The sequence below is a fragment of the Mycobacterium sp. NTMscope_Eco_3 genome (assembly GCF_976985685.1).
Genome location: NZ_CDRJYZ010000001.1, coordinates 1,400,250 through 1,422,809, shown reverse-complemented (window position 1 = coordinate 1,422,809; position 22,560 = coordinate 1,400,250). Strand labels below are relative to the sequence as shown.

General features: G+C 64.3%; 19 protein-coding genes, 1 pseudogene and 1 other annotated feature. Of the genes and pseudogenes, 14 read left to right on the top strand and 6 right to left on the bottom strand.

Annotation, left to right across the window (positions count from 1 at the left end; all coding sequences use genetic code 11):
- The first annotated feature begins 625 nt into the window (after positions 1–625).
- Positions 626–1,015: a four-helix bundle copper-binding protein gene (locus AC0KTM_RS06595; protein WP_275254660.1), complete on the top strand. Its 390-nt coding sequence runs from the start codon at positions 626–628 to the stop codon at positions 1,013–1,015.
- 67 nt (positions 1,016–1,082) lie between these two features.
- Here AC0KTM_RS06595 and AC0KTM_RS06590 read toward each other — a convergent pair whose 3' ends face one another.
- Positions 1,083–2,606, bottom strand: a complete 1,524-nt coding sequence (locus tag AC0KTM_RS06590; RefSeq protein ID WP_238957652.1) for a multicopper oxidase family protein — start codon at positions 2,604–2,606, stop codon at positions 1,083–1,085.
- A 152-nt stretch (positions 2,607–2,758) separates the two neighbouring features.
- On the opposite strand from AC0KTM_RS06590, the gene AC0KTM_RS06585 reads away from it, so the two are divergent.
- The 9 genes from AC0KTM_RS06585 to AC0KTM_RS06545 all read left to right on the top strand — a co-directional run bounded on the left by AC0KTM_RS06585 (position 2,759) and on the right by AC0KTM_RS06545 (position 10,188).
- On the top strand, positions 2,759–3,415 hold the full coding sequence (locus AC0KTM_RS06585) for a class I SAM-dependent methyltransferase (protein ID WP_238957650.1): 657 nt from the start codon (positions 2,759–2,761) through the stop codon (positions 3,413–3,415).
- A 367-nt stretch (positions 3,416–3,782) separates the two neighbouring features.
- Positions 3,783–4,181 (top strand): putative copper homeostasis (lipo)protein LpqS, encoded by a 399-nt coding sequence (lpqS, locus tag AC0KTM_RS06580; RefSeq protein WP_472417387.1) that lies wholly within the window; start codon positions 3,783–3,785, stop codon positions 4,179–4,181.
- 111 nt (positions 4,182–4,292) lie between these two features.
- Positions 4,293–5,438, top strand: a complete 1,146-nt coding sequence (locus AC0KTM_RS06575; RefSeq protein WP_238957648.1) for a PLP-dependent cysteine synthase family protein — start codon at positions 4,293–4,295, stop codon at positions 5,436–5,438.
- A complete protein-coding gene (locus AC0KTM_RS06570) occupies positions 5,435–6,883 on the top strand; it encodes an MFS transporter (protein WP_472415225.1) in 1,449 nt (482 codons plus the stop codon). Before AC0KTM_RS06575 ends, AC0KTM_RS06570 begins: the two co-directional genes overlap by 4 nt.
- Positions 6,884–7,353: 470 nt before the next feature.
- Positions 7,354–7,755, top strand: coding sequence for a putative copper homeostasis (lipo)protein LpqS (gene lpqS, locus AC0KTM_RS06565; protein ID WP_225330292.1), 402 nt, complete (start codon positions 7,354–7,356; stop codon positions 7,753–7,755).
- A gap of 246 nt (positions 7,756–8,001) precedes the next feature.
- Entirely contained in the window at positions 8,002–8,301 is a 300-nt protein-coding gene (locus AC0KTM_RS06560; RefSeq protein ID WP_225330291.1) for a PE family protein, read from the top strand.
- A 15-nt stretch (positions 8,302–8,316) separates the two neighbouring features.
- Positions 8,317–9,507: a PPE family protein gene (locus tag AC0KTM_RS06555; protein WP_238957645.1), complete on the top strand. Its 1,191-nt coding sequence runs from the start codon at positions 8,317–8,319 to the stop codon at positions 9,505–9,507.
- Between the two features lie 88 nt (positions 9,508–9,595).
- Complete coding sequence (locus AC0KTM_RS06550) at positions 9,596–9,892, top strand: WXG100 family type VII secretion target (protein WP_225330289.1); 297 nt, start codon at positions 9,596–9,598, stop codon at positions 9,890–9,892.
- Between the two features lie 11 nt (positions 9,893–9,903).
- Positions 9,904–10,188 (top strand): WXG100 family type VII secretion target, encoded by a 285-nt coding sequence (locus AC0KTM_RS06545; protein WP_008257405.1) that lies wholly within the window; start codon positions 9,904–9,906, stop codon positions 10,186–10,188.
- A gap of 652 nt (positions 10,189–10,840) precedes the next feature.
- Here the strand turns inward: AC0KTM_RS06545 and AC0KTM_RS06540 are convergent.
- Entirely contained in the window at positions 10,841–13,408 is a 2,568-nt protein-coding gene (locus AC0KTM_RS06540; RefSeq protein WP_275254747.1) for a helix-turn-helix transcriptional regulator, read from the bottom strand.
- A 322-nt stretch (positions 13,409–13,730) separates the two neighbouring features.
- Between AC0KTM_RS06540 and AC0KTM_RS06535 the strand changes: the two genes are divergently transcribed.
- Entirely contained in the window at positions 13,731–14,834 is a 1,104-nt protein-coding gene (locus AC0KTM_RS06535; protein ID WP_472415223.1) for a helix-turn-helix transcriptional regulator, read from the top strand.
- Positions 14,831–15,955, top strand: coding sequence for a helix-turn-helix transcriptional regulator (locus AC0KTM_RS06530; RefSeq protein ID WP_225329941.1), 1,125 nt, complete (start codon positions 14,831–14,833; stop codon positions 15,953–15,955). Before AC0KTM_RS06535 ends, AC0KTM_RS06530 begins: the two co-directional genes overlap by 4 nt.
- Positions 15,956–16,035: 80 nt before the next feature.
- On the opposite strand, the pseudogene AC0KTM_RS06525 reads toward AC0KTM_RS06530, so the two are convergent.
- The 4 genes and pseudogenes from AC0KTM_RS06525 to AC0KTM_RS06510 form a co-directional block, all read right to left on the bottom strand.
- Positions 16,036–16,233 (bottom strand): annotated as a pseudogene (locus tag AC0KTM_RS06525) (cytochrome P450); the annotation flags it as partial.
- 8 nt (positions 16,234–16,241) lie between these two features.
- Positions 16,242–17,482, bottom strand: a protein-coding gene (locus tag AC0KTM_RS06520; protein WP_472408499.1) for an IS3 family transposase whose coding sequence is annotated in 2 segments (ribosomal slippage) — positions 16,242–17,195 and positions 17,198–17,482 — 1,239 coding nt in all. Because the reading frame shifts where the segments join, the coding sequence is not laid out codon by codon here.
- Positions 17,090–17,207 (bottom strand) — a sequence feature (AL1L pseudoknot). Its footprint overlaps the gene before it by 118 nt.
- A gap of 29 nt (positions 17,483–17,511) precedes the next feature.
- Entirely contained in the window at positions 17,512–18,591 is a 1,080-nt protein-coding gene (locus tag AC0KTM_RS06515) for a cytochrome P450 (RefSeq protein WP_472415221.1), read from the bottom strand.
- Between the two features lie 228 nt (positions 18,592–18,819).
- On the bottom strand, positions 18,820–19,227 hold the full coding sequence (locus tag AC0KTM_RS06510) for a nuclear transport factor 2 family protein (RefSeq protein ID WP_472415219.1): 408 nt from the start codon (positions 19,225–19,227) through the stop codon (positions 18,820–18,822).
- 821 nt (positions 19,228–20,048) lie between these two features.
- On the opposite strand from AC0KTM_RS06510, the gene AC0KTM_RS06505 reads away from it, so the two are divergent.
- Positions 20,049–21,344, top strand: a complete 1,296-nt coding sequence (locus AC0KTM_RS06505; protein ID WP_472415217.1) for an NAD-dependent epimerase/dehydratase family protein — start codon at positions 20,049–20,051, stop codon at positions 21,342–21,344.
- Positions 21,341–22,261 carry a TIGR03619 family F420-dependent LLM class oxidoreductase gene (locus AC0KTM_RS06500; RefSeq protein WP_472415215.1) on the top strand — a complete coding sequence of 307 codons (921 nt, stop codon included), beginning with the start codon at positions 21,341–21,343 and terminating at the stop codon, positions 22,259–22,261. Before AC0KTM_RS06505 ends, AC0KTM_RS06500 begins: the two co-directional genes overlap by 4 nt.
- Positions 22,262–22,560: the final 299 nt, after the last annotated feature.

The window sequence follows — 22,560 nt, the reverse complement described above, 5'->3', positions numbered from 1 at the left end:
CGCGCATAAGCGGCCATGCGGTCGAAACTGGTGCAGCACTGCGTCCGTCAGCTGCGGGCCTACCCTGGCTATCCGGTCAAGACGCCGACCTCGTCCATCCTGTGGCTAAGCCGGTGCCTTAGGCGGGCGCCACAAATCCCGCCGGGGTCGCGACGCCCAGTCCGACGGAGGCCGATTGCCGGCGTTTGGCGGCGTCCGCCTAGTGACTGCGCGGTATCAAGCCCGTGGCGTGACATGTCATCGGAATCAACCTCATTCGAACGAAACCGTAAACCCAACACCATCGGTTGTGGAGCGACCTTTGAGCTTTTTCTTGGACGCAACTTTGATGTCTCGCAAGGTAATTCACGATCAAAGGTGACTTGGTTTGGACCTTCCGTAGCGCGTCAACGGTTTGTCGGCGACCGCCGGGTTGCTCGACCCGATGCTGACCAACACCTTCATCGAACTTGTCCGGCCAAAAAGATCACCGTCCGACTCGGAGGGTTGATGAAAACCGCGACAGCTCCCGCTCGTTTAGCGTACGTCGGGCCGGGTACGCCTGGCGCGGAGGCACTCCTCCACAGAAAACCATCCACACCGCTGCCGTTCAACACCAGGAGAACACGTGACTACTACCAGCAGCATGCTGAAGACCTATCCCCAAGACCTCGACGGAATGGATAAGGCCAAACTGACAGCCTGTATCGAAGCCTGTATCGAATGTGCGCAAGCCTGCACAGCCTGTGCAGACGCCTGCCTCGGCGAAGCTGCGGTCGACCAGCTGAGAAAATGCATCCGCACGTGCCTCGACTGCTCGGACATCTGCGAGGTCACCGGGCGCGTCCTGTCCCGACACACCGGCTACGATGCCAACCTGACCAGAACGGTGCTCGAAACATGCGCCATCACATGCAAAAGCTGCGCAGACGAATGTGAGGGGCACGCAACCCATCACGAGCACTGCCGGGTGTGCGGGGAAGTTTGCCGCCGCTGCGAACGGGCGTGCCGCGAGCTCATCGGCTCGCTCGGCTAAGTGCTCACTCGGCACCTACCCGCATGGCGCCGCCACCGATGCCCTCTAGCGTGCGCGCCGTGATGGCTCACGTGATGTACTCGAGGCGAGTCATCATGCCGGCCTCTTGGTGATAGGTGTTGTGGCAGTGGAACACCCAGATGCCGGGGTTGTCCGCGAGGAGGACGGCGCTCATTTTCTGCTTGGGCAGTACGTTGACGGTGTCTTTGCGCGGGCCGGGCTTGCCGTCGGGCTTGATCACCTGGAAGGTGTGTCCGTGCAGGTGCATCGGGTGGTACATCATGGTGGTGTTGTCGAATGCCAGCGTGGCACGTTGACCCTGGCGGACCTGTAGCGGCTTGGTCTTGCTGTAGGGCTCGCCGTTGATCAGCCAGTCGTACTTCGTCATGTCGCCACTCAGGACCACCGGGAGATTCACATCGGATTTGGCGACACCCAAGTCGACTTCCGGTGCGGCGGTGAACATCTCGACGGTGCCGACTCGTTTGTTGAGTTCGCCCGGCTGGAAACCCGGATCAGGGGCGCTGCCGGCGCCGGTGGAGAGCAGGGCCCGCGCCAGCGCATTTTTGCCTTCGGCAAGAGCGACCAGCGGGAAAACGCCGTCGGCGGCGGTGACGACGACGTCGTAGCGTTCGGCCATGCCGATCAGCAGGGCGTCGACCTCGGTGGGCACTACGGGATAGCCGTCGGTGTGGGTGACGGTCATCGAGTGCCCGGCTAGCGCGACGCGGAACGCGGTGTCGGAGCCGGAATTGATGATCCGGATCCGGATGCGCTGTCCGGGCTTGGCGCTGAATGTGGTGGGAGCGGCGGGAATGCGGCCGTTGATGAGGTAGTGCGGGTAGGCAATATCGCCCGGGTCGCCGCCAAGCAGATTGCTGGTTCCGACGCCGTCCATCTCCATGGGGGGCATGTTTTCCATGCCCGGCATGCTGCTCATGCTGGGCCTGCGCTGATTGGTCAAATCGTCGTAGAGCTGCCTGGGGGTTTTGCCGATGCCGTCGGTCCAGTCGTCGAGTACGACGATCCATTCGGCGTCATAGCGGCCCGACTCTCGGGGGTCATCGATGATCACGGGCAGATACAGGCCATAGTCGGCGTCCAGGCCGACGTGCGGATGCGCCCAGTAGGTGCCCGGATGGGGTACGGAGAACCGGTAGGTGAAGTCGCGGCCGGCGTCGATGTTCGGGGTGGCGGGCGCGACGCCGTCCATGTCGTTGCGCAGGGCGATGCCGTGCCAATGCACCGAGGTGGCCGAATCGAGCCGGTTGGTGACCGTGACCGCGAGTTCATCGCCGACATTGGCGCGGATCAGGGGCCCCGGGATGGCGTTACCGTAGGCCATCGTGCGCACAGTGATACCACCGAGGTCGATCGTTGTCGGTTGAGGCGTCAGTGCCGCCGTGACGGTGCGCCCGGTGTGGGGCCGCGCCGCCTCGGCAGCAGCGATGGCGTCCGCCATCGCTGTGTTGCCGGTACGCGTTTGCTCGCCGGATCGGCCGCAGGCGGCCAGCGCGAACCCGCCGGCAACGGTGGCGGCTATGAAGCCCCGCCTGCTGAGCCGCGCCCTGTCAGAAGTCGATTCACGCACGCCCGATACCTGTCTTTCATTGCGCCGTTCGGTGTTTCGTTCAGTCCCAGAGAGCCGCGATCGCGCTCCCGCGGGCTCGAATATACCGCATAGGGGTATTGCTGTACCGTTGGGTTGGCCGCACTGAAAGCATATCCGGGAAGGATTTTTAGATGGGACTGGCGCAGAGGCTGTTCGCTGATCATCGGCACGGTGACGGCTCCGGGTGGGTACTCAACTATCCCCGTACCTATGAATGGGCCACCAATGCGTGGTCTCTGGGGCTACGTGCGCGCATGTGGGACCGGCTGGTCGGGCTATCCGGCGCCGAGCCCGGCGATAGGGTGCTCGACGTCGGCTGCGGGACCGGATACTTCACTCGACGAATCGCACGGGCGGTGCACCCGGGTGGCAGCGTTGTCGGGATCGATCCCTCACAATCGATGGTGGACTACGCCGCGCGGCGTGCACCGGCGAACTCCACCTTTCAGGTCGCCTCCGCCGAAGATCTGCCCTTCTCCGACCAGTCGTTCGACCTGGTGGTATCCAGCTTGGCGTTTCACCACTTTCCAGTTGACCGACGTGCCGACGCAGTGCGACAAATGTTTCGCGTTCTGCGACCGGGCGGGCGGCTCTGCATCGCCGATCTTCGCCCCTCGGGCGGTGGCATCTTGCATCGGTTTGCTGCTGTTTTCAACGCCCATGCCAGGGAGCAGAACCGGCTACACCAGCTCGATGAGCTGATTACCGATGCGGGGTTCTCCATCGTCGGAACTGGTGACCGGTTGTTGCTGCACTACATCACGGCGCAACGGCCGCAGGGTCGGTGAGTCCGGCGATGGGTACGGCGGGCCACTGGTTGTAATCGCGATATGCCGGGCCCAAGGTGACGGTAGATCTCAGGCATAACTATGCCGGCCGTCGTACGCTCCGTGGAGCGTCGTCAGCATCTGGTTTGGCGCAACATAGGACTGCTGAACCGAGGAAGGTGCCGGTTTACATATACGGGTACGGGGTATATTCTGCTTCTATGTCCACCGGGCGCGCAGTGAACTGCTCATCGGCGACGCACGCGATGAGTTGTGAATCCGCGCATCGGAAACTCCCCGGCCTATCCTTGGTTTTCTCGCATATTGCCTGGGTTGGTGTGTCGTGATATTCGGCGGCGCTAGCAGGCTGCCTCGGCTCCGGTATGTGGTGGCAGTGGGGGCTGCGGCGTGGTTGGCGGCGTGGGTTCTCATCGGTGCCCACAGCGTGATGGGGCATTCGCAGTCTTCCGTGTCGCAGTCTTCGATGTCGCAGCCGGCGCATGCGTTGGTGGCTTCGCTGGGTAGCGAGTTCACCGTTGATGTCGATCATCCGCATGTGGGCAAGGGTTCCTCGGGCGACCATCACGAGCAGTTCACCACGGCGGTGCTGCCGCGCTCAGGCGCGGTGGTGGCTGCGTTAATCGCGTTTAGTGCGGTGGCCGCCGTGGCGCTGACCGGTGGCCTGGCCCGGTTTGGGGTGCCCGCCGGGCGCGGCCCCCCGCGCGCGCCGGCTTTTTCTGTTACCGGTCAAGATGTCTTGACGCGGTTCTGCTTGTCTCGTCGCTGACTGGTCAGCGTCAGGTCGTTTGCAGCACGTGTGTGCTCGGCGGCTGGTGATCGCTGACCCCTGTCAAGTGCCGCACTGATTCGCGGCGTTCGCAAGAAAGCGACGATTCTCATGACCGATGTTTTGTCTTTCGATAACTATGTTCACCCGATCCCGGCGCTCAAAGTTGTTCAGCCACGTGAGTGCGCCCAGCCCGGCACCGACACCTATCGGCGCCCCGGTGCGATGGTGGGCCACACCCCGGTGCTGCGCATCGAGGCGCCGTTCGCCCCGCCCGGACGCGGGTTTTGGGCCAAGCTGGAAGGATTCAATCCTGGCGGCAGCATGAAAGACCGCCCGGCCATGCACATGGTCGAAGCCGCCCGCGCCCGCGGCGAATTAGCTCCCGGAGCGCGCATCGTGGAATCCACCAGCGGCAGCCTGGGGTTGGGGCTGGCGTTGGCCGGCCAGGCCTATGGGCATCCGGTCACCGTGGTCACCGACACCGGCATGGAGCCGATCGTGCGTCACATGCTGGCCGCCTACGGCGCCGATGTCGAGCTGGTCACCGAGCCGCACCCGGTGGGGGGCTGGCAACAAGCCCGTAAAGACCGGGTCGCCCAGCTGTTGGCCGCCCACCCCGGCTCCTGGTGCCCCGACCAGTACAGCAACCCCGACAACATCACCGGCTACCGGTCGTTGGCGTTGGAGCTGCTTGATCAGCTCGGCGGGGTCGATGTGCTGGTGTGCTCGGTGGGCACCGGCGGGCATTCGGCCGGGGTGGCGCGGGTGCTGCGCCAGTTCAACCCCGACATGAAACTGATCGGGGTCGACACCATCGGCTCGACCATTTTCGGTCAACCCGTGGCCAGCCGGTTGATGCGCGGGCTGGGCTCGAGCATCTATCCGCGCAACATCGACTACGCCGCCTTCGACGAGGTGCACTGGGTGGCCCCGCAGGAGTCGGTGTGGGCGTGCCGCACCCTGGCGGCCAGCAACTTCGCCAGCGGCGGCTGGAGCGTGGGGGCCGTGGCGCTGGTCGCGGGCTGGGCCGCGCGCACCTTCCCGCAGGACACCCGCATCGCCGCAGTGTTTCCCGACGGACCCCAACGCTACTTCGACACCATCTACAACGACGACTACTGCCACCAACACCAGCTGCTGGACTGGCAACCCGTCGCCGAGCCCACCGTCATCACCGACCCCACCCAGCAGGTGGTGACCTCCTGGACTCGAACCAGCACCGTCGTCAACCCCGCACTAATCGCAGCCGCATGAGGAATATCCTCACCCGGTTTCGAGGCTTCGACCGGCCCAGCCAGGTCCTGATGCTCAACCAGTTCGGCATCAACATGGGTTTCTACATGCTGATGCCGTACCTGGCCGGGTACCTGGCTGGCCCGCTCGGGCTGGCCGCCTGGGCCGTCGGGCTGGTGCTAGGAGTGCGTAACTTCTCCCAGCAAGGCATGTTCATCGTGGGCGGCACCCTGGCCGACCGGCTGGGCTACAAGCCATTGATCGTGGCCGGATGCGTGCTACGCACCGGCGGATTCGCGCTGCTGGTGGTGGCTCACTCGTTGCCGGCCGTGCTGATCGCCGCCGCGGCAACCGGTTTCGCCGGCGCCTTGTTCAACCCGGCGGTACGCGCCTATCTGGCCGCTGACGCCGGAGATCGCCGGGTGGACGCCTTCGCCATGTTCAACATCTTCTACCAAGCCGGAATCCTGCTGGGCCCGCTGGTCGGACTGACATTGATGGCCCTCGACTTTCGGGTCACCGCGTCGGCAGCGGCGGCCGTGTTCGCAGTGTTGACCGTGGCGCAGCTGTTGGCGTTGCCGCAACGCGGTGTCGATTCGGCGCCGCAGCAGAAGTCGTTCCTGCAGGACTGGCGGGTTGTCGCCGGCAACCGGCCGTTCCTGCTCTTCGCGGCGGCGATGATCGGCTCCTACGTGTTGACCTTCCAGGTGTACCTGGCGCTGCCCCTGCAGGCGTCGATGCTGACGCCGCGGTCTGGAAAGGCTTTGGTTGCAGCACTTTTCGTTGTCTCTGGCCTGGTTGCGGTGGTCGGACAGCTGCGCATCACCCGTTGGTTCACGAAACGCTGGGGACCCGGACGTAGCCTGGCCATCGGTGTGGCCATCCTGGCGGTCTCGTTTGTGCCGCTGACAGTCATTCCCGACGGTCATCGGTTCGGGACACCGGTGGCGGTGGGGGCCCTGCTGGTGTCGGCGGCGCTGCTGGCCGTCGGTTCGGCCGCGGTCTTCCCGTTCGAGATGGACACCGTCGTCTCGCTGGCCGGCGGCCGGCTGGTGGCCACCCATTACGGGTTCTACAACACCATCGTCGGAGCCGGAATCCTCATCGGCAACTTGGCCACCGGATCGATATTCGGTGCGGCACAACGGCTGAGCGCTGGCGCACTGGTTTGGGGCGGGCTGGTTCTCATCGGCATCATCGGCGCAGTTGCCCTCTACCGTCTCGAACCCGCACACGACCTGCAACCGGCTCATCCCGAGCTTGGCGACGTCCAACCTGCGGTACCGGCCATAACCCGCCGGCGATTCACACCGCCGCACGGCAAGGCATCTGTGTCCCCGTCTCCTGGTCATCCTTTCGGGCGCCGGCCCGCGATGACGACGACTCTAACCCCAACGGGGCGCCGCAGGATGCCATCGGCACGCAACCAGGCGCGAGATTACTCACGTTCGATCGCGTCGATGTAATCACCTTGTGGTTACCCATGTGAATCCGCAGGAAGATCCGCCGTCAAGCACCCGATCGGCGCGAACTCCCGATGTTATTAAGGGATTCGACGCGAACAGCTGCCAGCGGCTAGGCCGCGGGCATCGCCTGTCGAGTGAGTCGTCATGTGTCCCGGGCCGATAGAGCGAAGCCGCGAGCTGGTGTTGTCGTGGGAGCCGGCCGCCGCACCGACTACCGCCGAGGTAGCGGAATGCCGCTTGGGCGCCTCTATACCTCGGGCGGGTAGGGGTATTTTGGGATGTCGGTGCAATGTGCGGGTAACTGTCCGATGCCCAACTGTCGATATCAGCTTGACCTGCATAAAAATGGCCAACGGCATGCACGATCGCGAGCCGGGCACAATGCGGTATCGACTGCCCCGCATATGGCATACCCCCCTATGGGCGGGTACAGTTGAGACACTATGAGGCCCCGCGGCGCAGGTACTTCGGTGCGGTTGCGAGTTGTTGTCGCGATCGCGGCTGCAGTGTGGTTGGTCCTCGGCGCCCTCGGGTGCGGGCTGGTGCATTTCGCTCCCCTCGCATTTGACCCACCGCACGCCTTCGTGACAGCGCCGGGCGGCGGGTCTGGCCCTGGCGCGTCCGACATTCAGGCCCAGCATGCTTCTCTTTACCGCGGCCTGGTCGCCAAATGCTCCAAGGTGTTCGGGGCCATGCCGGTGTCGGGACCCGTTACCGCGCTGGTGGAACTCGGTCTCGCGGTCGCCGTGGTCGCCGTCGCGGGTTCGCGCATCAAACTCGTGGTGCCGGTCGGGCGGGCCCCACCCCGCGCGGCTGCCATTGCCTTCAACGGTCAAGACCTTTTGACGCGGTTCTGCATAGCTCGCCGGTGATCGGCCGGCGGCAGGCCATTTGTCGCGCCACGACGATCGGTGAGCACTCGCTCACCGTCAACCGTCCCGCCGGCCTCGCCCCGGATGAACGCAGAAACAACCAACGCATCATCCTGTCTGACTCGGCCTAGCCGAGTCAGCCGACGCGGTCTCCATCTCGACGACGACCGCATCAACGCACCCGATACCACCGCAGCGGACAGGGCCAGCCCATGTCCGTAATCCCAAGTCTCCAAGGAGAAGTCCATGTTCTCACTCACCGTCGCCCCGCAAATGTTGACGGCGGCGACCGGTAACCTGCAGGGCATCGGCTCGGCGATGAGCGCCGAAAACGCCGCCGCGGCCGGCCCGACGACCGGGGTGGTTCCCGCCGCCGCCGATGAGGTGTCTGCGTTGACGGCGCTGCAGTTTGCCGCGCACGCGCAGATGTACCAGGGCGTCAGCGCCCAAGCTGCGGCGATCCACGAATTAGTCGCGAACACCCTTGGCGTCAGCGCTGATTCGTATGCGGTCACCGAGGCCGCCAACGCGGTCGCGGCCGGCTGAGCACTCCGAGGTGAAATGATGGATTTCGCAGCTTTGCCACCCGAAATCAACTCGGCAAGGATCTATGCCGGTCCGGGCCCGGGCTCGATGCTGGCCGCAGCGTCGGCCTGGGAGGGGCTCGCCGAGCAGCTATATTCGGAGGCCGCTTCGTATTCCTCGGTGGTTTCAGGGCTGACCAGCGGGCCGTGGCTGGGTCCGGCGTCGGCGGCGATGGCCGCCGCGAGCGCCCCCTTCGTGGCGTGGATGGACACCACTGCCGCCACGGCACAGCAGACGGCTTCGCAGGCCATGGCGGCCGCGGCCGCCTATGAGGCGGCCTTTGCAATGACGGTGCCGCCCCCAGTCATCGCGGCCAACCGCAGCCTGTTGCTGTCGCTGATCGCGACCAACATCCTCGGGCAAAACACGCCCGCGATCGCGGTCGCCGAGGCACAGTACGCGGCGATGTGGGCCCAGGACGCCGCCGCCATGTACGGCTACGCGGCCGCCTCGGCGACTGCGTCGCTCCTGACCCAGTTCACCCCGCCGCAGCCCGCCAGCAACCCGGCCGGCCTGGCCGGGCAGGGGACCGCGGTCGGCCAAGCTGTCGGCAGCTCGGCCAGCACCGACGCGCAGGCGGTCCTGTCACAGGTGACCTCCACGGTGCCCACGGCTCTGCAGCAGCTCGCGTCGCCGCTGTCGTCCACGTCCGAGTCGTCCACGGGGTCGCTGTCGTCCCTGAGTTCGTCGCTCAGTTCCATGAATCCGGCTTTATCGATGACAAGTTCGGTGGGGTGGATCTCGAGTGCCCTGCTCTCGAACGCGAATCAGATGAAGAATTTGATGCCGGCCGTCAGCGCCGCCAGCACCGCAGCTTCGGGACCGGGGCTGACGGGCGCGCTCGCTTCCAGCGCGCTGGGAGCACCCGGCTCAGCAGGACTCGGCGGGGCGGCCGTGTCGGCGGGCGTGGGCCGGGCGGCCACGGTCGGAGCGTTGTCGGTGCCGCAGACCTGGGCTTCGGCGGCCCCGGCAATGAGTTCTGCCGCGTCGGCGCTGCCCAGCGCCAGCCTGGCCACTGCCCCAGGAGCCACAGCGGGGGCTCCCGCAAGCATGCTCGGCGCGCCGCTGGCAACGATGGCCGGGCGCAGCATAGGCAACGTCGGCGAAACCGACCTTCGCTTCATGCCCCGCCTGACGGTGGTACCGCCCTCGGCGACTTTCGGATAGCAAAGGAGAGCACCAATTCGTTTTGGCAGGCGGCCACGCCGGCCACGTCGAGCAAAACTGATGATTTCCAGGTTAAGGAGACACTTCAATGACTACACGATTTATGACCGAGCCGAACGAGATGCGGACCATGGCAGGCCGTTTCGACGTGCACGCCCAAACCGTCGAAGATGAAGCCCGCAAGATGTGGGCGTCCTCGCTGAACATTGCCGGCGCCGGATGGAGCGGGACCGCTCAGGCCGCGTCCTACGACACCATGGGCCAAACGAACACTGCATTCCGCAACATCGTCACCATGCTGCACGGGGTGCGCGATGGGCTGATCCGCGACGCCAACAACTACGAACAGCAAGAGCAAGCCTCACAGCAGATGCTAGGCAGTTAGGAGAACCGACGATGAGCATCAACTACCAATTCGGCGACGTCGACGCCCATGGCGCGCTGATCCGCGCCCAGGCCGCTTCCTTGGAGGCCGAGCATCAGGCCATCATCCGCGATGTGCTTGCCGCCGGGGACTTTTGGGGCGGTGCGGGTTCGGTGGCCTGCCAAGAGTTCATCACCCAGTTGGGCCGCAACTTCCAGGTCATCTACGAGCAAGCCAACGCCCATGGGCAAAAAGTCCAAACCGCCGGGGCCAACATGGCCTCCACCGACAGCGCCGTTGGATCCAGCTGGGCCTAGTACGCCCTCAGCCGCACCTCGATCGCATAGGTAACGCAAATCACGACTTGCGCATTGTCGTTCGATACTGCGCCCTTGCCCAGGGAGCTAGGCGAACTCGAAAGCTCTTGCTGGATCATGCCTCTGGAGGGTTCAGCCACATCGACATGAATGCCACAATGTAACGCAAGCCCGGCTGAAGACACGGCCGACTGGAGTGACGGCTTCGATACAGCTGCACCTGGCGGTCCCGAAGATGCCGCGCTCGTCAGTCAATAGGTGGGCGACAGACGCGCTGGCGACGACAAGGTCGTTACGGTTATCGCTCCAGCTGGACCAAGGTGGCCGCTGCGCCGGTGGGAGCGGATGGTGCTTTTAGATCGATACTGCGCCGGCAGGTTTCGTTAACGGTAATGATCGATCGGTCAAGATCAGCGCTTCGGGCGCCCCTGGACGTTGCAGCGCGACCCGCCTGCGCGGTACCAGGCATATTTGAGCAGCCCGCCATTGTTGTGCCTGTGAATTCGACGCCGTCTGTCCGCGACAGTACGAAGGCATCTCGTGCCTGGTATCCAGCTGAACGGTCTACGGATTTGGACGGAACCCAGCAGCCGACCGTCCACCGTTGCACCCATCGCAATGCCTGTCCTGCGAGCGCCTCGCCCTGACGTGGTTACCGGGGCCTGGCGCTGCGTGGACGCATCAGAGCGGCGAGGTCCTCGCGGCTGGCCGTGCAGGTCTTGGCCATCGCCTTGTAGATGTGGTTTTCGACGGTACGAACCGACAGCGTCAGTCTCGCCGCGATCTCACGGTTAGACAGCCCTTCACCGAGCAGCATCGCGATTTCTCGTTCGCGATCGGTCAGCGGCAAACGCTCGGCGGCCTGCCGAAGCGCCGGTGTGGTAGCGCCGCCGCACTGCTCGGCGAGCGCCTCGGCGCGCGTCGAACACGTCAACGCCGACCCGCGCTTGTCCTGCCGGCGGTACGCAATAGCTGCATGGGCCGCCGCGTCCAAGGCCGCAATCAGATCACCCCTGCGCTCGAATTCCTCTGACACCAACGCCAATACAGCCCCGTCCCCGGCATTAAGGGCCTCAGCGAATCGGGCCGCAACAGCTGCGCGCGGTCCTTCGACGATCGTTTCAAGCTCGCGCAAGCGCGGCGCACTGGAATGGTCACCAAACTGCACGGCGGTCTGTAGACACATTACTTCCGCGGCAAACTGCCCATTGGCGCCGGCGATCCCGGCAGCCGAGAGCGCAGTGGTGATTGCGTTGCTGACGCTGCCCTGGCAGGCGGCGACCCATGCACGAGCCAGCTCGTACTCGTAGTCGAGGTATCGCCAGCCTGGATGCCGCTGCTGGTCAAGTCTGGCAAGGGCAGCGACGGCCTCACTGGTTGATCCGCGCATAGCGAGCGCGATCGTGTGTGGGATCTGGCAGCGGTACCCCCATCCGTTGCGCTCGCCGGAGGCGACCAGCGTGTCGATGACGGGTTCAAGAAGCGCGCATGCGGCATCGAGGCGGCCCGCGCCAAGTGCAGCGCGAGCCGCGACGGGTGCACCGACTAACTGGCCCGGCCCTGGAACGTTGGCCACCCGCTCGCCCAGGAGTTCGGCCATACCCTGAGCTTGCGCTATCTGACCAGCTAGCAGCAGCGCGCCGACGTGCGCGTCGGTGATGATGACGAAGCCGCGTACTGCCACGGGGTATCCGGTGCTCGCAGCGGCCGCGGCTTCGATGGTTCGGCCGGCGTCCCCGGCCGCAACGGTTCTGGCCCACGCGGTAAAACGGGAGGCCACATCGGATAGCTGTTCTGGCACAACGCCTTTCGACGCTTTGCTGGCGGCGTCGGGCCTGCCCATCGCTGCCCAGTACACGGTGAGAAAGGCGTTGATGCAGCTGTGAGCCTGCGCCGGTATCGCTCGCGACGCGTCGTCAATCAGCCTCTTCGCCCCTTGGGGATCTGCGAGGGTGAAGAGCCTGTTGGTGGCCCGCAGATTGGCGAGCCTGGCACGCTCGCCGTCGCCCAATTCGCTAGTGGGCATGTCCGCGAGCACCGCGTCGGCCTCCTCGCCGCGGCTCAGCGACGATAAAACATACGCGCGGAGGAAATTCGCTTCCGGACCCCCGCCAGCGCGGATGGCCGCATCGGCGAGCCGATCGGCCAGGGGCAGATCCATCAGCCACACCGCCCCCGGAGCGGCGCTGGTCAGAAGGTCGGCGTCGGGCTCAAGATCGGAGTCCAGGCTCAACACGGCGCGCCGCACCACCGCCCGCACGTCGGCGCAGCCGACAGTGGCGAGTTCAGCCACGACCAGTCCCCGCAACCGGCGCAGCCTGGTGGGTACCGCACGCCGCTTGCGCACCTCGGCATACAGCGGATGCGCCACCCGCACCTCGACACGACCGTCGACCTGGTCCAGCGTCAGGAGGCCGCGCACGTCGGCCTCCTCGACCGCCGCCGGATCGGTGATACGCGTCAGTGACCCCAGCTCAATCGGCTCGCCGATCGCCAGCACGTCGACCACATCGCTCACCGATGCCGGCAGGGCACCGATGCGCGATTCGATCAGTTCAACCAAATCGGGCGGCACGACCGGTTCGCCGACCCAGCACCAACGACCATGCTGCTCGACGAGCCGGCCATCGGCGATCTCCTGCTCCACGATGTTGCGCAGGTATAAAACGTTGCCGCAGGTCAGGTTCCATAAGCGGCGGGCCGCGTCCAGATCCACACATCCACCGAGGGTCGCCGATAGCAGCTCCAGGGTTTCGGCGGGTGATAAAGGCTGCAGATCAAGCCGCTCGAACTGGCCAGCCTTCCACAGCTCACGCATGCCCGCGCTGATCGGCTCCCCGTCCCGCACCGTCAGGATGAGTTTCGCAGCGCCTCGCTGGACGATCTGATGCAAGACAAATGTCGACGCGTCATCGAGCAAACTGACGTCGTCAACACCAATCACCACCGGGCTCCCAGCCGATGCCGCAGTCAGCGACTCGATCACGCCGCCTACCAGTTGCAGCGTGTCACCCGCGGCCGACCCCGCCCAAGGGGCGAACGCGCCCAACGGAAGCATCTGCGCCGACGACGTCGCCACCACCCAACGCGTTTCGCATCCCTTCGATGCCGCGAACGACAGCGCCTCGCGGGCGATCCGGCTTTTGCCAACACCCGCAGCCCCACGAATGACCATCCCGCAAACATCGGGCTCCCATAGCGCGCTGTCGATAAGCCGCATTTGCTCGAAGCGGCCCGTCAGCGGCAACCGTATGCGCACTGATCCTCGGTCCGCCTGCCGTTGACGACCGTGCGGTCTCACCTCGGTAACCGTTGGCCTCGCCCTGCCACGTCGGTAGCCGACCCCATCCACGCTGCGCGGATGGTCCGCCGCAGCGAGAGCAGGCGCCGCGGCGGTGCCCTGCGCGAACATGCCTGAACACAAGCACCCTGACTCGCGCAATGCCTCATCCAAATGGGTGAAATCCAGATACTCTTCATAGGAGAATCACACTGAGGAAGGTGCCGATGCGGATACCAGCCAGCGAATCAGGGGCCGGTCGATGGTCACGGTCGAGGACTTCTCGCGCCTAGTTTCCGGCATCTACGCCGCCGCGGTCACTCCCCGGCACTGGGAGCCGGCCCTCGATGAGATTTGCCGCAGCCTGGGCGGGACGATCGGCACGCTCATTGAATCCGCGGGTGGAGTGTGGTCCATTCAAGCCACGACTGCGCCAGCCGAGGTCGGTAAGACCTACGCCGAGCACTACCACCGCCTCGACTATGTGCTCGCCGGGGTTGGGAACGGTCCAGCCGGCGCAGTACGCACCGGCACAGAGTTGATAGCACCGCGGACGAACGAAGAGTTCTACAACGACTGGATGCGCCCGAACGGCATCGAAGACGGGCTGTTCGTCGGCCTGACCGGTGGACAACGCCCCTCGTGTTTGATCGTGGCGTCGCCGCGGCGGACTGAGTCGTTCGACACGCCTGAACGCGTGACCTTGATGAACGGGCTGGTTGGACACGTGCGACAGGCGCTGCACACGGAGGACAAACTGGCGGCTCTGGCCGACAGCGTCGTTGAGCTGGCAGGCGCACTTGAGGTTGTCCGGCACGGTGTCATCGTCGTCGCAGGCGAGCATCTGGTGATAAACCTGAATTCGGCCGCCGAGCGGATCCTTTGCGCGGAAGACGCCGTGTGCATGCGGTCAGGACATATCGCCGCAACAACCACCCATGCAGAACAAGAGCTGCATTGCGCCATCCAAAGTGCACTAGCGGCCGATGGCTCTGCCGTTCGTACAGGCCGGTCGCTAACCTGCGTTCGGCCATCGGGTAAGCGGGCCTACGTCATTCACGTGCTGCCCTCACACCGCCGCAATGCCGATGAGCCACTCCGACAGCCAATGGCGGTGGTGTTGATTATCGACCCAGAAGACGAACCCGAACCCGCCGCAGCGTTGTTGCGCCGGCTCTACCACCTCACCGAAGCCGAAGCCCAGGTTGCCCTACACGTGATGCACGGTGCGAACCTCAAGCAAATTGCAGACGAGTTGTCGATCTCATGGACGACAGTTCGCACCCATCTGCAACACGTCTTCGACAAAACTGACACCCACCGCCAAGCTGAGCTCGTCCGTCTACTACTCGCGCTGAGCCCATGACTGAGCGAATCCGGCGCCGGGCGATGGTCACGGTCGAGGACTTCTCGCGCCTCGTAGCCGACATCTACGCCGCGGCCGTCGCGCCCCAGCAGTGGGACGCGGCCATCCGCGACGTTCAGCGCGTGCTCGGTGGCACCGGGGGATCGCTGCTGATGGGCGGGGGCAGCGTTTGGTCGTTCCAGGATTCAACTCTTCCGCTGGCAGCGCTCGAGACCTATGCGGAGCATTACCGCCGATTGGATTATGTGCTCGAGAGGGTGCAGAACGGCCCGATCGGCGTGGTGCGGACCGGGCCGGAAATCATCGTTCCGAACCGGAATGCGGAGTTTTATACGGGCTGGATGCAGCCCAACGAACTAGAAGATGGGTTATTCGTCCGGCTCACCGGCGGTCCTCGACCGACCTGTTTTCTAGTGATGTCATCGAAACGGTATTTTGATGCGCCCGAGCGGGTGAAGCTGGTAGGCAGCTTGGTGGTGCATCTGCAGCAGGCGGTCCGGACGCAGGACCAATTCGCCGCTGTAGTCGAACGCAATACGGAGCTTGCGCGGGCGCTCGACGCGATCCGAGATGCTGTCATCGTCGTCGGAACAGATTGCCGGGTAATCAACCTCAATTCCGCCGCCGAAGACGTTCTGCGCGGCAACGACGGCCTGCACACAGAATCGGGGCGCATCGGGGCAATAAATATGCAGACCGAGCGCGAGTTGCACTGCGCGCTGCATGGTGCGCTGATCGGTGGAGAATCAGGGCTTCGTGGCGGGCGCTCTTTGATCTGCAGACGCCCATCGGGCCTGCGTCCCTATGTGATTCAGGTGATCCCGCTGCATCGCATCGGAACTAGTGAAAGGGCAGGGGAGCCATCGGCGTTGGTTTTGATCAAGGACCCAGAGCGCGAAACTGAGTCCGCCGCAACGCTGTTGCGCCGACTCTACCGACTCACCGAGGGCGAGGCCGAAGTCGCCCTACGGCTCACGCATGGTGCGGGTCTGAAACAAATCGCGGACGAGCTATCGGTGTCGTATGAAACGGTTCGCACCCACCTGCAACACGCCTTCGACAAGACCGACACCCACCGCCAAGCCGAACTCGTCGGCCTCGTGCTCGCACTCACTCCATGAAGCCGCCGAACCAACGGCGAACGGGCGTATGTGCCGCGTTTGCGCCGCTGGTTGGGTCCATTCGCCGCGCTCGCCAATGCTTAATCTGCGGTGTCGAATTCGATGGGTAGGGTGGTCGGCCCGCTGAGCGCAGTTAGCGGCTTCCACGGGGCCGGTCCGGTGCGGCGCGCGTTGTGCATGCGTTGTGTCATGACGGTGAGGGCTTCGGCGAGCTCGAGGCGGGCGAGGTGGGAACCGAGGCAGTAGTGCATGCCCGCGCCAAATTGAACTACCCCAGGTTTAGTTCCTACTCGGTTGCGAGGGCCGGGGTCGGCTGGCTCGCAGGGTGTGAGGTGCCGGTGAGGGCGGCCTCGTACTCGGCGGGTGGAACGTAGCCGAGGGCTTCGTGCAGGCGTTCCTGGTTGTACCAGGCCACCCATTCGGCGGTCGAGAGTTCGACATCATCGATGCACCGCCAGGGCTTGCCGCGGTTGATGAGCTCGGTCTTGTAGGCGGCGTTGACCGCTTCAGCGAGGGCGTTGTCATAACTATCGCCACGCGACCCGACCGAGGGCGCGATCCCCAGTTCAGCCAGCCGGTCGGTATAGGCCAGCGATAGGTACTGGGATCCGCGGTCGGAATGATGAACCAACTCGGATAGATCGGTATTCGACTGCCACACAGCGTGATTGAATGCTTGAAGCGGGAGGTCTTCGGTGCGCATCGTGGCCGAGACCGCCCAGCCAACGATCTTCTTGGTGCACGCATCAGTGACGAACGCGGTGTAACAGAACCCCTGCCAGGTCCGCACGAACGTGATGTCGGCGACCCATAGCCGGTTCGGTGCAGCGGCCCGGAATTGGCGGTTGACCAGATCGGCCGGCCGGATCGCGGCCGGGTCGCTGATCGTGGTGAACACCGGCTTGCCCCGCTGGGCGCCGCGCAACCCGGCCTTGCGCATCAACCGGCGGGTTTGTTCACGGCCCAGCTGCCAACCACGCCGTGTCATCGCCGCGTGCATCTTCTTGACCCCATACACCGAGTAGTTCTGCCGGTGCACCGCCTCAAGGTCAGCGATCAGCTGCTCATCGCGGATCTCCCGGTCCGACGGTGGTCGGGTCCGCGCGGCCCGATAACCCCGCGAGGTGAGGAATCCGGGGATAGCTGCCCGCAGCACACGGCAGATGAGCTCGACCCCGAACTGATCGCGATGAGCATCGATGTAGGCGATCATTTCGTCGCGGGGCGGTCGAACTCCGCGGCAAAAAACGCAGACGCTGACTTCAAAATCTCGTTAGCCCTGCGCAGTTCAGCGTTCTCGCGCTTGAGCTTACGGATCTCGGCATGCTCAGAACTGGTCATGCCCGGCCGTTCACCAGCATCGACTTGGGCCTTGCGTCGCCACCGACGCACCGACTCCTCCGAAATATCGAGTTTGCTGGCGACAGACTTTATGGCCTCGAACTCCGACACTTCCGAGGCTTCCATCACAGTGTCCAACAACCGCAACGCACGCTGCCGAAACTCCGGCGAATACTGACGGGGCATAGCTTCCAATCCTCCTATAAGGATCGGAACTAAACCTGGGGTAGTTCAAATGTCTGCATCGCCGGGGCGCCGTCGCGGGTGATGTCGAGGCGGTCGGGATCGTCGTAGACGGCGGGATCCCGGTTGGCTGCGGCCATGTTTGCGAGGACCAGGGTGCCAGCCGGGATAGTGACGCCGGCGAGTTCGACGTCCTCGATGGCGGTGCGCAGCATGGCGAACGCTACCGGGGAATGGCGCATGATCTCCTCGACGGCATTGGCCGCCAGCTCGGGATGCCGTCCCAGCAATGCCCACTGCTCCGAGTGATCGCACAGCACGTGCACCGCGGCGGCGAGCTGGTTGCGGGTGGTGTCGGTGCCGGCCATCAGCAGCCCCGCTACCAGCATGCGCAGCTCGCCGGCGCCCAGACGGTCGCCGTCCTCTTCCGCGCGGATCAGCTCCGAGATCAGGTCGTCGGTCAATGTACGCCGCCGGCTGGCGACCATGTCGTCGATGTAGGCGTCAAGCGCCTCCCAGGCGGCCAGGATCGAGGCCGTTTCGTCGGCGGCGTTCCAGCTGAAGACCTTGAAGATGTCGTCGGTCCAGTCGGAGAACAATTGCCAGTCCTCGGCTGGGGCGCCCAGCAGCGCACAGATGATGGGGATCGGGTATTGGCGTGTGATGTCCGCGACCACCTCGCAGCGCCCGTAAGCGGTGTGGCGGTCCACGAGTTCGGTGATGACGTCGCGGATGGTCGTGCGCAGCCGTGCGGTGGCTCGCGGTGTGAAGGCCTTTGACACCAGGCGGCGCAGCCGGTGGTGTTCGTCGCCGTCCAGACTGATCAGGTTGGTCGCGACGCGGTCCCATATCGGGCCGGAGGTGATGCCTTGGGCGGCGAGGAACATCCCGTGAGGCACGCGGAGCCGTTGGTCGCGCAGCACGGCGTGAACCAGCTCGTAACTCAGGACTTCGGGGCCGTGGGTACCCATTGCGATCGGTGTTCGACTGCGGGCTTGAGCGATGAGCCGATGCGCCTCCTCAGGATCATGCAGGTGCTCATAGGCCAAGATGGGCAGCCCCGCGTCGAAGGCGTTCGGGCAAACGGGCGTAGGCATCGTGTCGGCGGTCATAAGGGCCTCTCAGGTAGGAACGAGTCGGCTGGCCATTAACGGTTGCTAGCCGCGACGCCATCGTCGCTCCGGTCCCGCAAGGACACGTAAGTAGTCAGCTACTCATCTAACCTGTCGACTACGTCGAACTGCCTGTGGTGATCGAGTCGTGCCGACAGCTGCTCGCTCGGCGCCGAGCATGCCGGGACCAGCCAGTTTTGCACCGCGCAACGCCATGGCAGCAGCGCGTCAACCTAGCTGATTAACCACCGCGGCCGTGTCAAGCCACACATTCTCGCGGCTAATCAGCCCGTCGCGGAACTCGAAGACATGCAGCATCCGAAATCTGATGCGCCGCCCGTTACCCGGAAGCCCGAGCAACGATCCGATCACGGTGCCCGTCATGAGCATTTCGAGGATCATCGCCTCGCCGGCCACGTACTGGCGCAGGACATGCCAGCTTTCGCTGCGGAAGTTGGCGGTGAGGTAGGCATAAAAGCCGCGGGCCCCGTCCTTACCGCGAGTGGGGCTATTGGGGAATCCGACCACATCATGCTCGATGTCGTCGGTGTACACGGCCACTGCGCCGTCGATATCCCCGTGACCTTCAGCGCTCATGTGGCGGTCCACGAGTGCCCGCATCTGGCTGTCAGCCATCGCCGTCTCCCAGTCGTGCCCCGGTACGAAGACAATTGATTCTCGTCGTCTCAGGCGAGCCGACAAGACCCCGGCGCGAGATCGCGTATCCGTGCTACCACGCCGCCATGCTGCGAAATGTGAGTAGTGCACCACTCATGTCGATTGGTCCCGCGCGATCCACTATTCCCAGTAACAGAACGTGGGCCAGCACAAGTGTCGAACTGTTCCGGCGACAGTGACGGAGGAAGCACATGCGCCGCCAACATCGCACCTACACCAAGACCGCCCAGTCGAGATGGATGGGCGGCACCTCATCAGCAATCAATCCGAGCCGTGAGGAGCGTGGAAATGACCGCAACACCAGAAGCCTATGCCAGTGCACGGGACCGTGAGCCCACCGTTGAGGCCGCATCACCTGCGCCCGCCTTGATTACCGAGCAGGAGGTCATGTTCGGCACGGCGGTAGCTGTGCGGGCGAGGCCGACGATACGCCGCTGGACCGGAAGAGCTTCGGTTCTCTTGGCGTCCATTCGCCGCACAATTGCGACCTCGCGGCGAGATGCCCGCCCAGTGCGTCACGACTGCCCGAGGCACTACGCATTCCTTGAGTACTCCTGCATGGCTCGTGAGATGGATCGCCTCTAGGCGCGGGAAGTCACCGACGTGACCATCGCGTGGTCCTCGATTCGCCGGTCGCGTCTGCATAGCACTCCCCCTGGCTAAACGTCACTTGTTAACGGGTAGCTGACCTCACCCATTTGGATGAGGAATTGCGCAGCCGAGAGTGGTTGGGTGCTGACATGTTGCACCAAGCATCAGGCGCGGCGCTATCCGCAACAGTGCGGGTGCTGCCGCGATGCGAGGGGTGCCACCGGCTGTCGTGGCCACCTCACCACCACGAGGCTTTTGTGGATACAGAGAGACCGAGTAGCCAGCTACCCTATCGAGCTTGTCTGGGCGCGGCCACGATTGTTGGCAAGCCGCAATTCGGACGGAACGACATGGGTGACGTTAGTGGCGGAATGGCTCAAATCGCTGATCATCGCGGTGGAGGTGCGGGTCGGTCGCGAATGAGGGTCTTCGCCACCGGCGCGACCGGATTAGTTGGCGCTCACACCGTACTGGCGCTGCTCGATGCGGGCCACGAGATGCGCTTGCTGGTACGCGACGAACCAAGGGCGCGGCGCTGGTTCGAGTCTCGCTGTCGGCACATCGAGCGCTCCGTCACCGTCGACATCACCGACCAGGCGGCGGTGCAGCACGCGATGGCGGGCTGCGACGCCATGTTTCACGCCGCGGCGACGGTGTCGCTGGACCCCCGCAAAGCCCGGGAAACGTACGACATCAACGCCGGCGCGACGAGGGCGGTGCTTGGCGCCGGACACGCGCTCGGCATCGGTAATCTGCTGTATGTCTCCAGCGTCGCCGCGCTGTTTCACCTGGGGGCCCCGCGCGTCGACGAATCGACGCCGCTCGCCGACGCTACCGAGCCATACTCGCGGTCCAAGCGTGACAGCGAGGAGCATGCCCGGGCGCTGCAGCAGCGGGGCGTACCGGTGCAGATCACCTATCCAATCGCCGGCGTCGGGCCAGATGATCCTAAGCTCAGTGCGGCCAACCGTGCGCTGGCAACGTTCGTCGGTCAAGTGCTGCCGCGTAGCACAACGGGTTTTCAGTGTGTCGATGTGCGCGACCTGGCTCATGCGCACCGATGGCTCTTAGAACATCCGCCCACACGCGATTTCGCGGATGCGCGCTACATCGTCGGCGGGCATTTCTATGCGTGGGAAGAACTTCGTCGGCGCCTCGAAGCGCTCCTTGGGCGGCGCATCTTCAGTCCACGGGTCTCGCCGAGACTAATGCGGGCGATGGGCACGACCGCGGATTATGCCAAGAAGCTGGTGACGTTTGAGACGCAGATCTCCGCCGAGTCGATGGCGATCAACACCCTGTGGCCACCCGCGGACTCGAGCCGCTTCGTGGCGAAGTCGGGTTTGTGCTTCCGACCGGGCGAAGCGACTTTCGGCGACACGATTCGCTGGATGGTCGAAGCCGGGCACATCCCGGTCAAGAAGGCGGGCCGACTGGTTGGTCTCGACGTCACGTCCGTTAAGGATAGGCACGGAGCCCGATGAAGTTTTCCTTTGCGATGCCAAATACGGTCCGCGTCAAAGCATTGACGCAGCCTTTCGAGCTCGACGTGACCGGTGCGGATCAGATCGTCATGGCCAAACGTGCCGAGGAGCTCGGGTACGACATGATCCCGATCCCGGAGCACTTCATCGTCCCGAACGCACACGTGGAGCTGTCGGGACCGCACTACTTTCACTCGACGGTCGCGCAAGCGTTCATAGCCGGCGCCACGCAACGTATCCGGGTCAACTCGTGCGTCACGCTGCTTCCGCTACAGCACCCCGTCATCATGGCCAAGGCGTTGTCGACGGCGGATTGGATGAGCGGCGGTCGTATCACCGTCACGTTCGGCGTCGGTTGGGACGCAGAGGAATTCAAGATTCTCGGTGTGCCTTTCCGCGAGCGCGGACGCATGGCCGACGAATACCTTGCCTCCATCGTTGAACTGTGGACGAGCGATTGGCCCGAATTCCACGGCAAGTACGTATCGTTCAAAGACGTTGCGTTCGAGCCAAAGCCGGTTCAGAAGCCGCATCTGCCGATCTGGATCGGCGGGGACGCCGAGCCGATGCTCAAGCGCGCAGCCCGATACGCATCGGGTTGGTTCCCGTGGCTGACAAGCCCTGCGGACATTCCCGCGAAGCTCGACTTCATCAAGTCCCAGCCAACCTACGACGGCCGGCCGTTCGAAGTGCTGTATGGCCTGGGCAGCTCGCGAGTCGGAGAAGGACACGTGGTCATCGACGACCCCACCCAACTGCCCGGCATGAGCGCAGAGGAAATCATCGACCAGCTCGGCTGGTTCGCCGAGCTGGGAGTAACGATGACCGGGGTGCCGATCCCGCCGGTCAGGGACATCAATGCTTACCTCGACTACGCGCAGTGGGTCATCGAGGAAATCAAACCAAAGGTGCCGTAATGGAAGACAAGTCGGTTCACCGCCGAGAAATGGAAACGGGGCAGTGAACACCTACACGAATCGTGCCTATACCGTCCGCTCGGCCAGGTGCCGGTCGCCACGGTTCATCCGAAGAGGGCGTCGGAGTAGCGAGAGGACGTTTGTTATGGATGACTGAGTACGGTCGCGCGTTTGCGTTCGCCGCGACGCGGTTGCGCGTAAGCGATCGCTACTTCGACTCGACAGGGACACCCCTCCGCCCATGCGGCTTGAAACTCGTGAGACGGGTTTGTCCATCGCACGGTCCCGGGGCGTGAGAA

Excerpts from the sequence above, each read along its gene's own strand:
- AC0KTM_RS06595 (WP_275254660.1), top strand. The coding sequence starts at position 626 with ATGCTGAAGACCTATCCCCAAGACCTCGACGGAATGGATAAGGCCAAA.
- AC0KTM_RS06585 (WP_238957650.1), top strand. The coding sequence starts at position 2,759 with ATGGGACTGGCGCAGAGGCTGTTCGCTGATCATCGGCACGGTGACGGC.
- AC0KTM_RS06575 (WP_238957648.1), top strand. The coding sequence starts at position 4,293 with ATGACCGATGTTTTGTCTTTCGATAACTATGTTCACCCGATCCCGGCG.
- AC0KTM_RS06570 (WP_472415225.1), top strand. The coding sequence starts at position 5,435 with ATGAGGAATATCCTCACCCGGTTTCGAGGCTTCGACCGGCCCAGCCAG.
- AC0KTM_RS06560 (WP_225330291.1), top strand. The coding sequence starts at position 8,002 with ATGTTCTCACTCACCGTCGCCCCGCAAATGTTGACGGCGGCGACCGGT.
- AC0KTM_RS06555 (WP_238957645.1), top strand. The coding sequence starts at position 8,317 with ATGATGGATTTCGCAGCTTTGCCACCCGAAATCAACTCGGCAAGGATC.
- AC0KTM_RS06550 (WP_225330289.1), top strand. The coding sequence starts at position 9,596 with ATGACTACACGATTTATGACCGAGCCGAACGAGATGCGGACCATGGCA.
- AC0KTM_RS06545 (WP_008257405.1), top strand. The coding sequence starts at position 9,904 with ATGAGCATCAACTACCAATTCGGCGACGTCGACGCCCATGGCGCGCTG.
- AC0KTM_RS06540 (WP_275254747.1), bottom strand. The coding sequence starts at position 13,408 with ATGCGGCTTATCGACAGCGCGCTATGGGAGCCCGATGTTTGCGGGATG.
- AC0KTM_RS06535 (WP_472415223.1), top strand. The coding sequence starts at position 13,731 with ATGGTCACGGTCGAGGACTTCTCGCGCCTAGTTTCCGGCATCTACGCC.
- AC0KTM_RS06530 (WP_225329941.1), top strand. The coding sequence starts at position 14,831 with ATGACTGAGCGAATCCGGCGCCGGGCGATGGTCACGGTCGAGGACTTC.
- AC0KTM_RS06515 (WP_472415221.1), bottom strand. The coding sequence starts at position 18,591 with ATGACCGCCGACACGATGCCTACGCCCGTTTGCCCGAACGCCTTCGAC.
- AC0KTM_RS06510 (WP_472415219.1), bottom strand. The coding sequence starts at position 19,227 with ATGGCTGACAGCCAGATGCGGGCACTCGTGGACCGCCACATGAGCGCT.
- AC0KTM_RS06500 (WP_472415215.1), top strand. The coding sequence starts at position 21,341 with ATGAAGTTTTCCTTTGCGATGCCAAATACGGTCCGCGTCAAAGCATTG.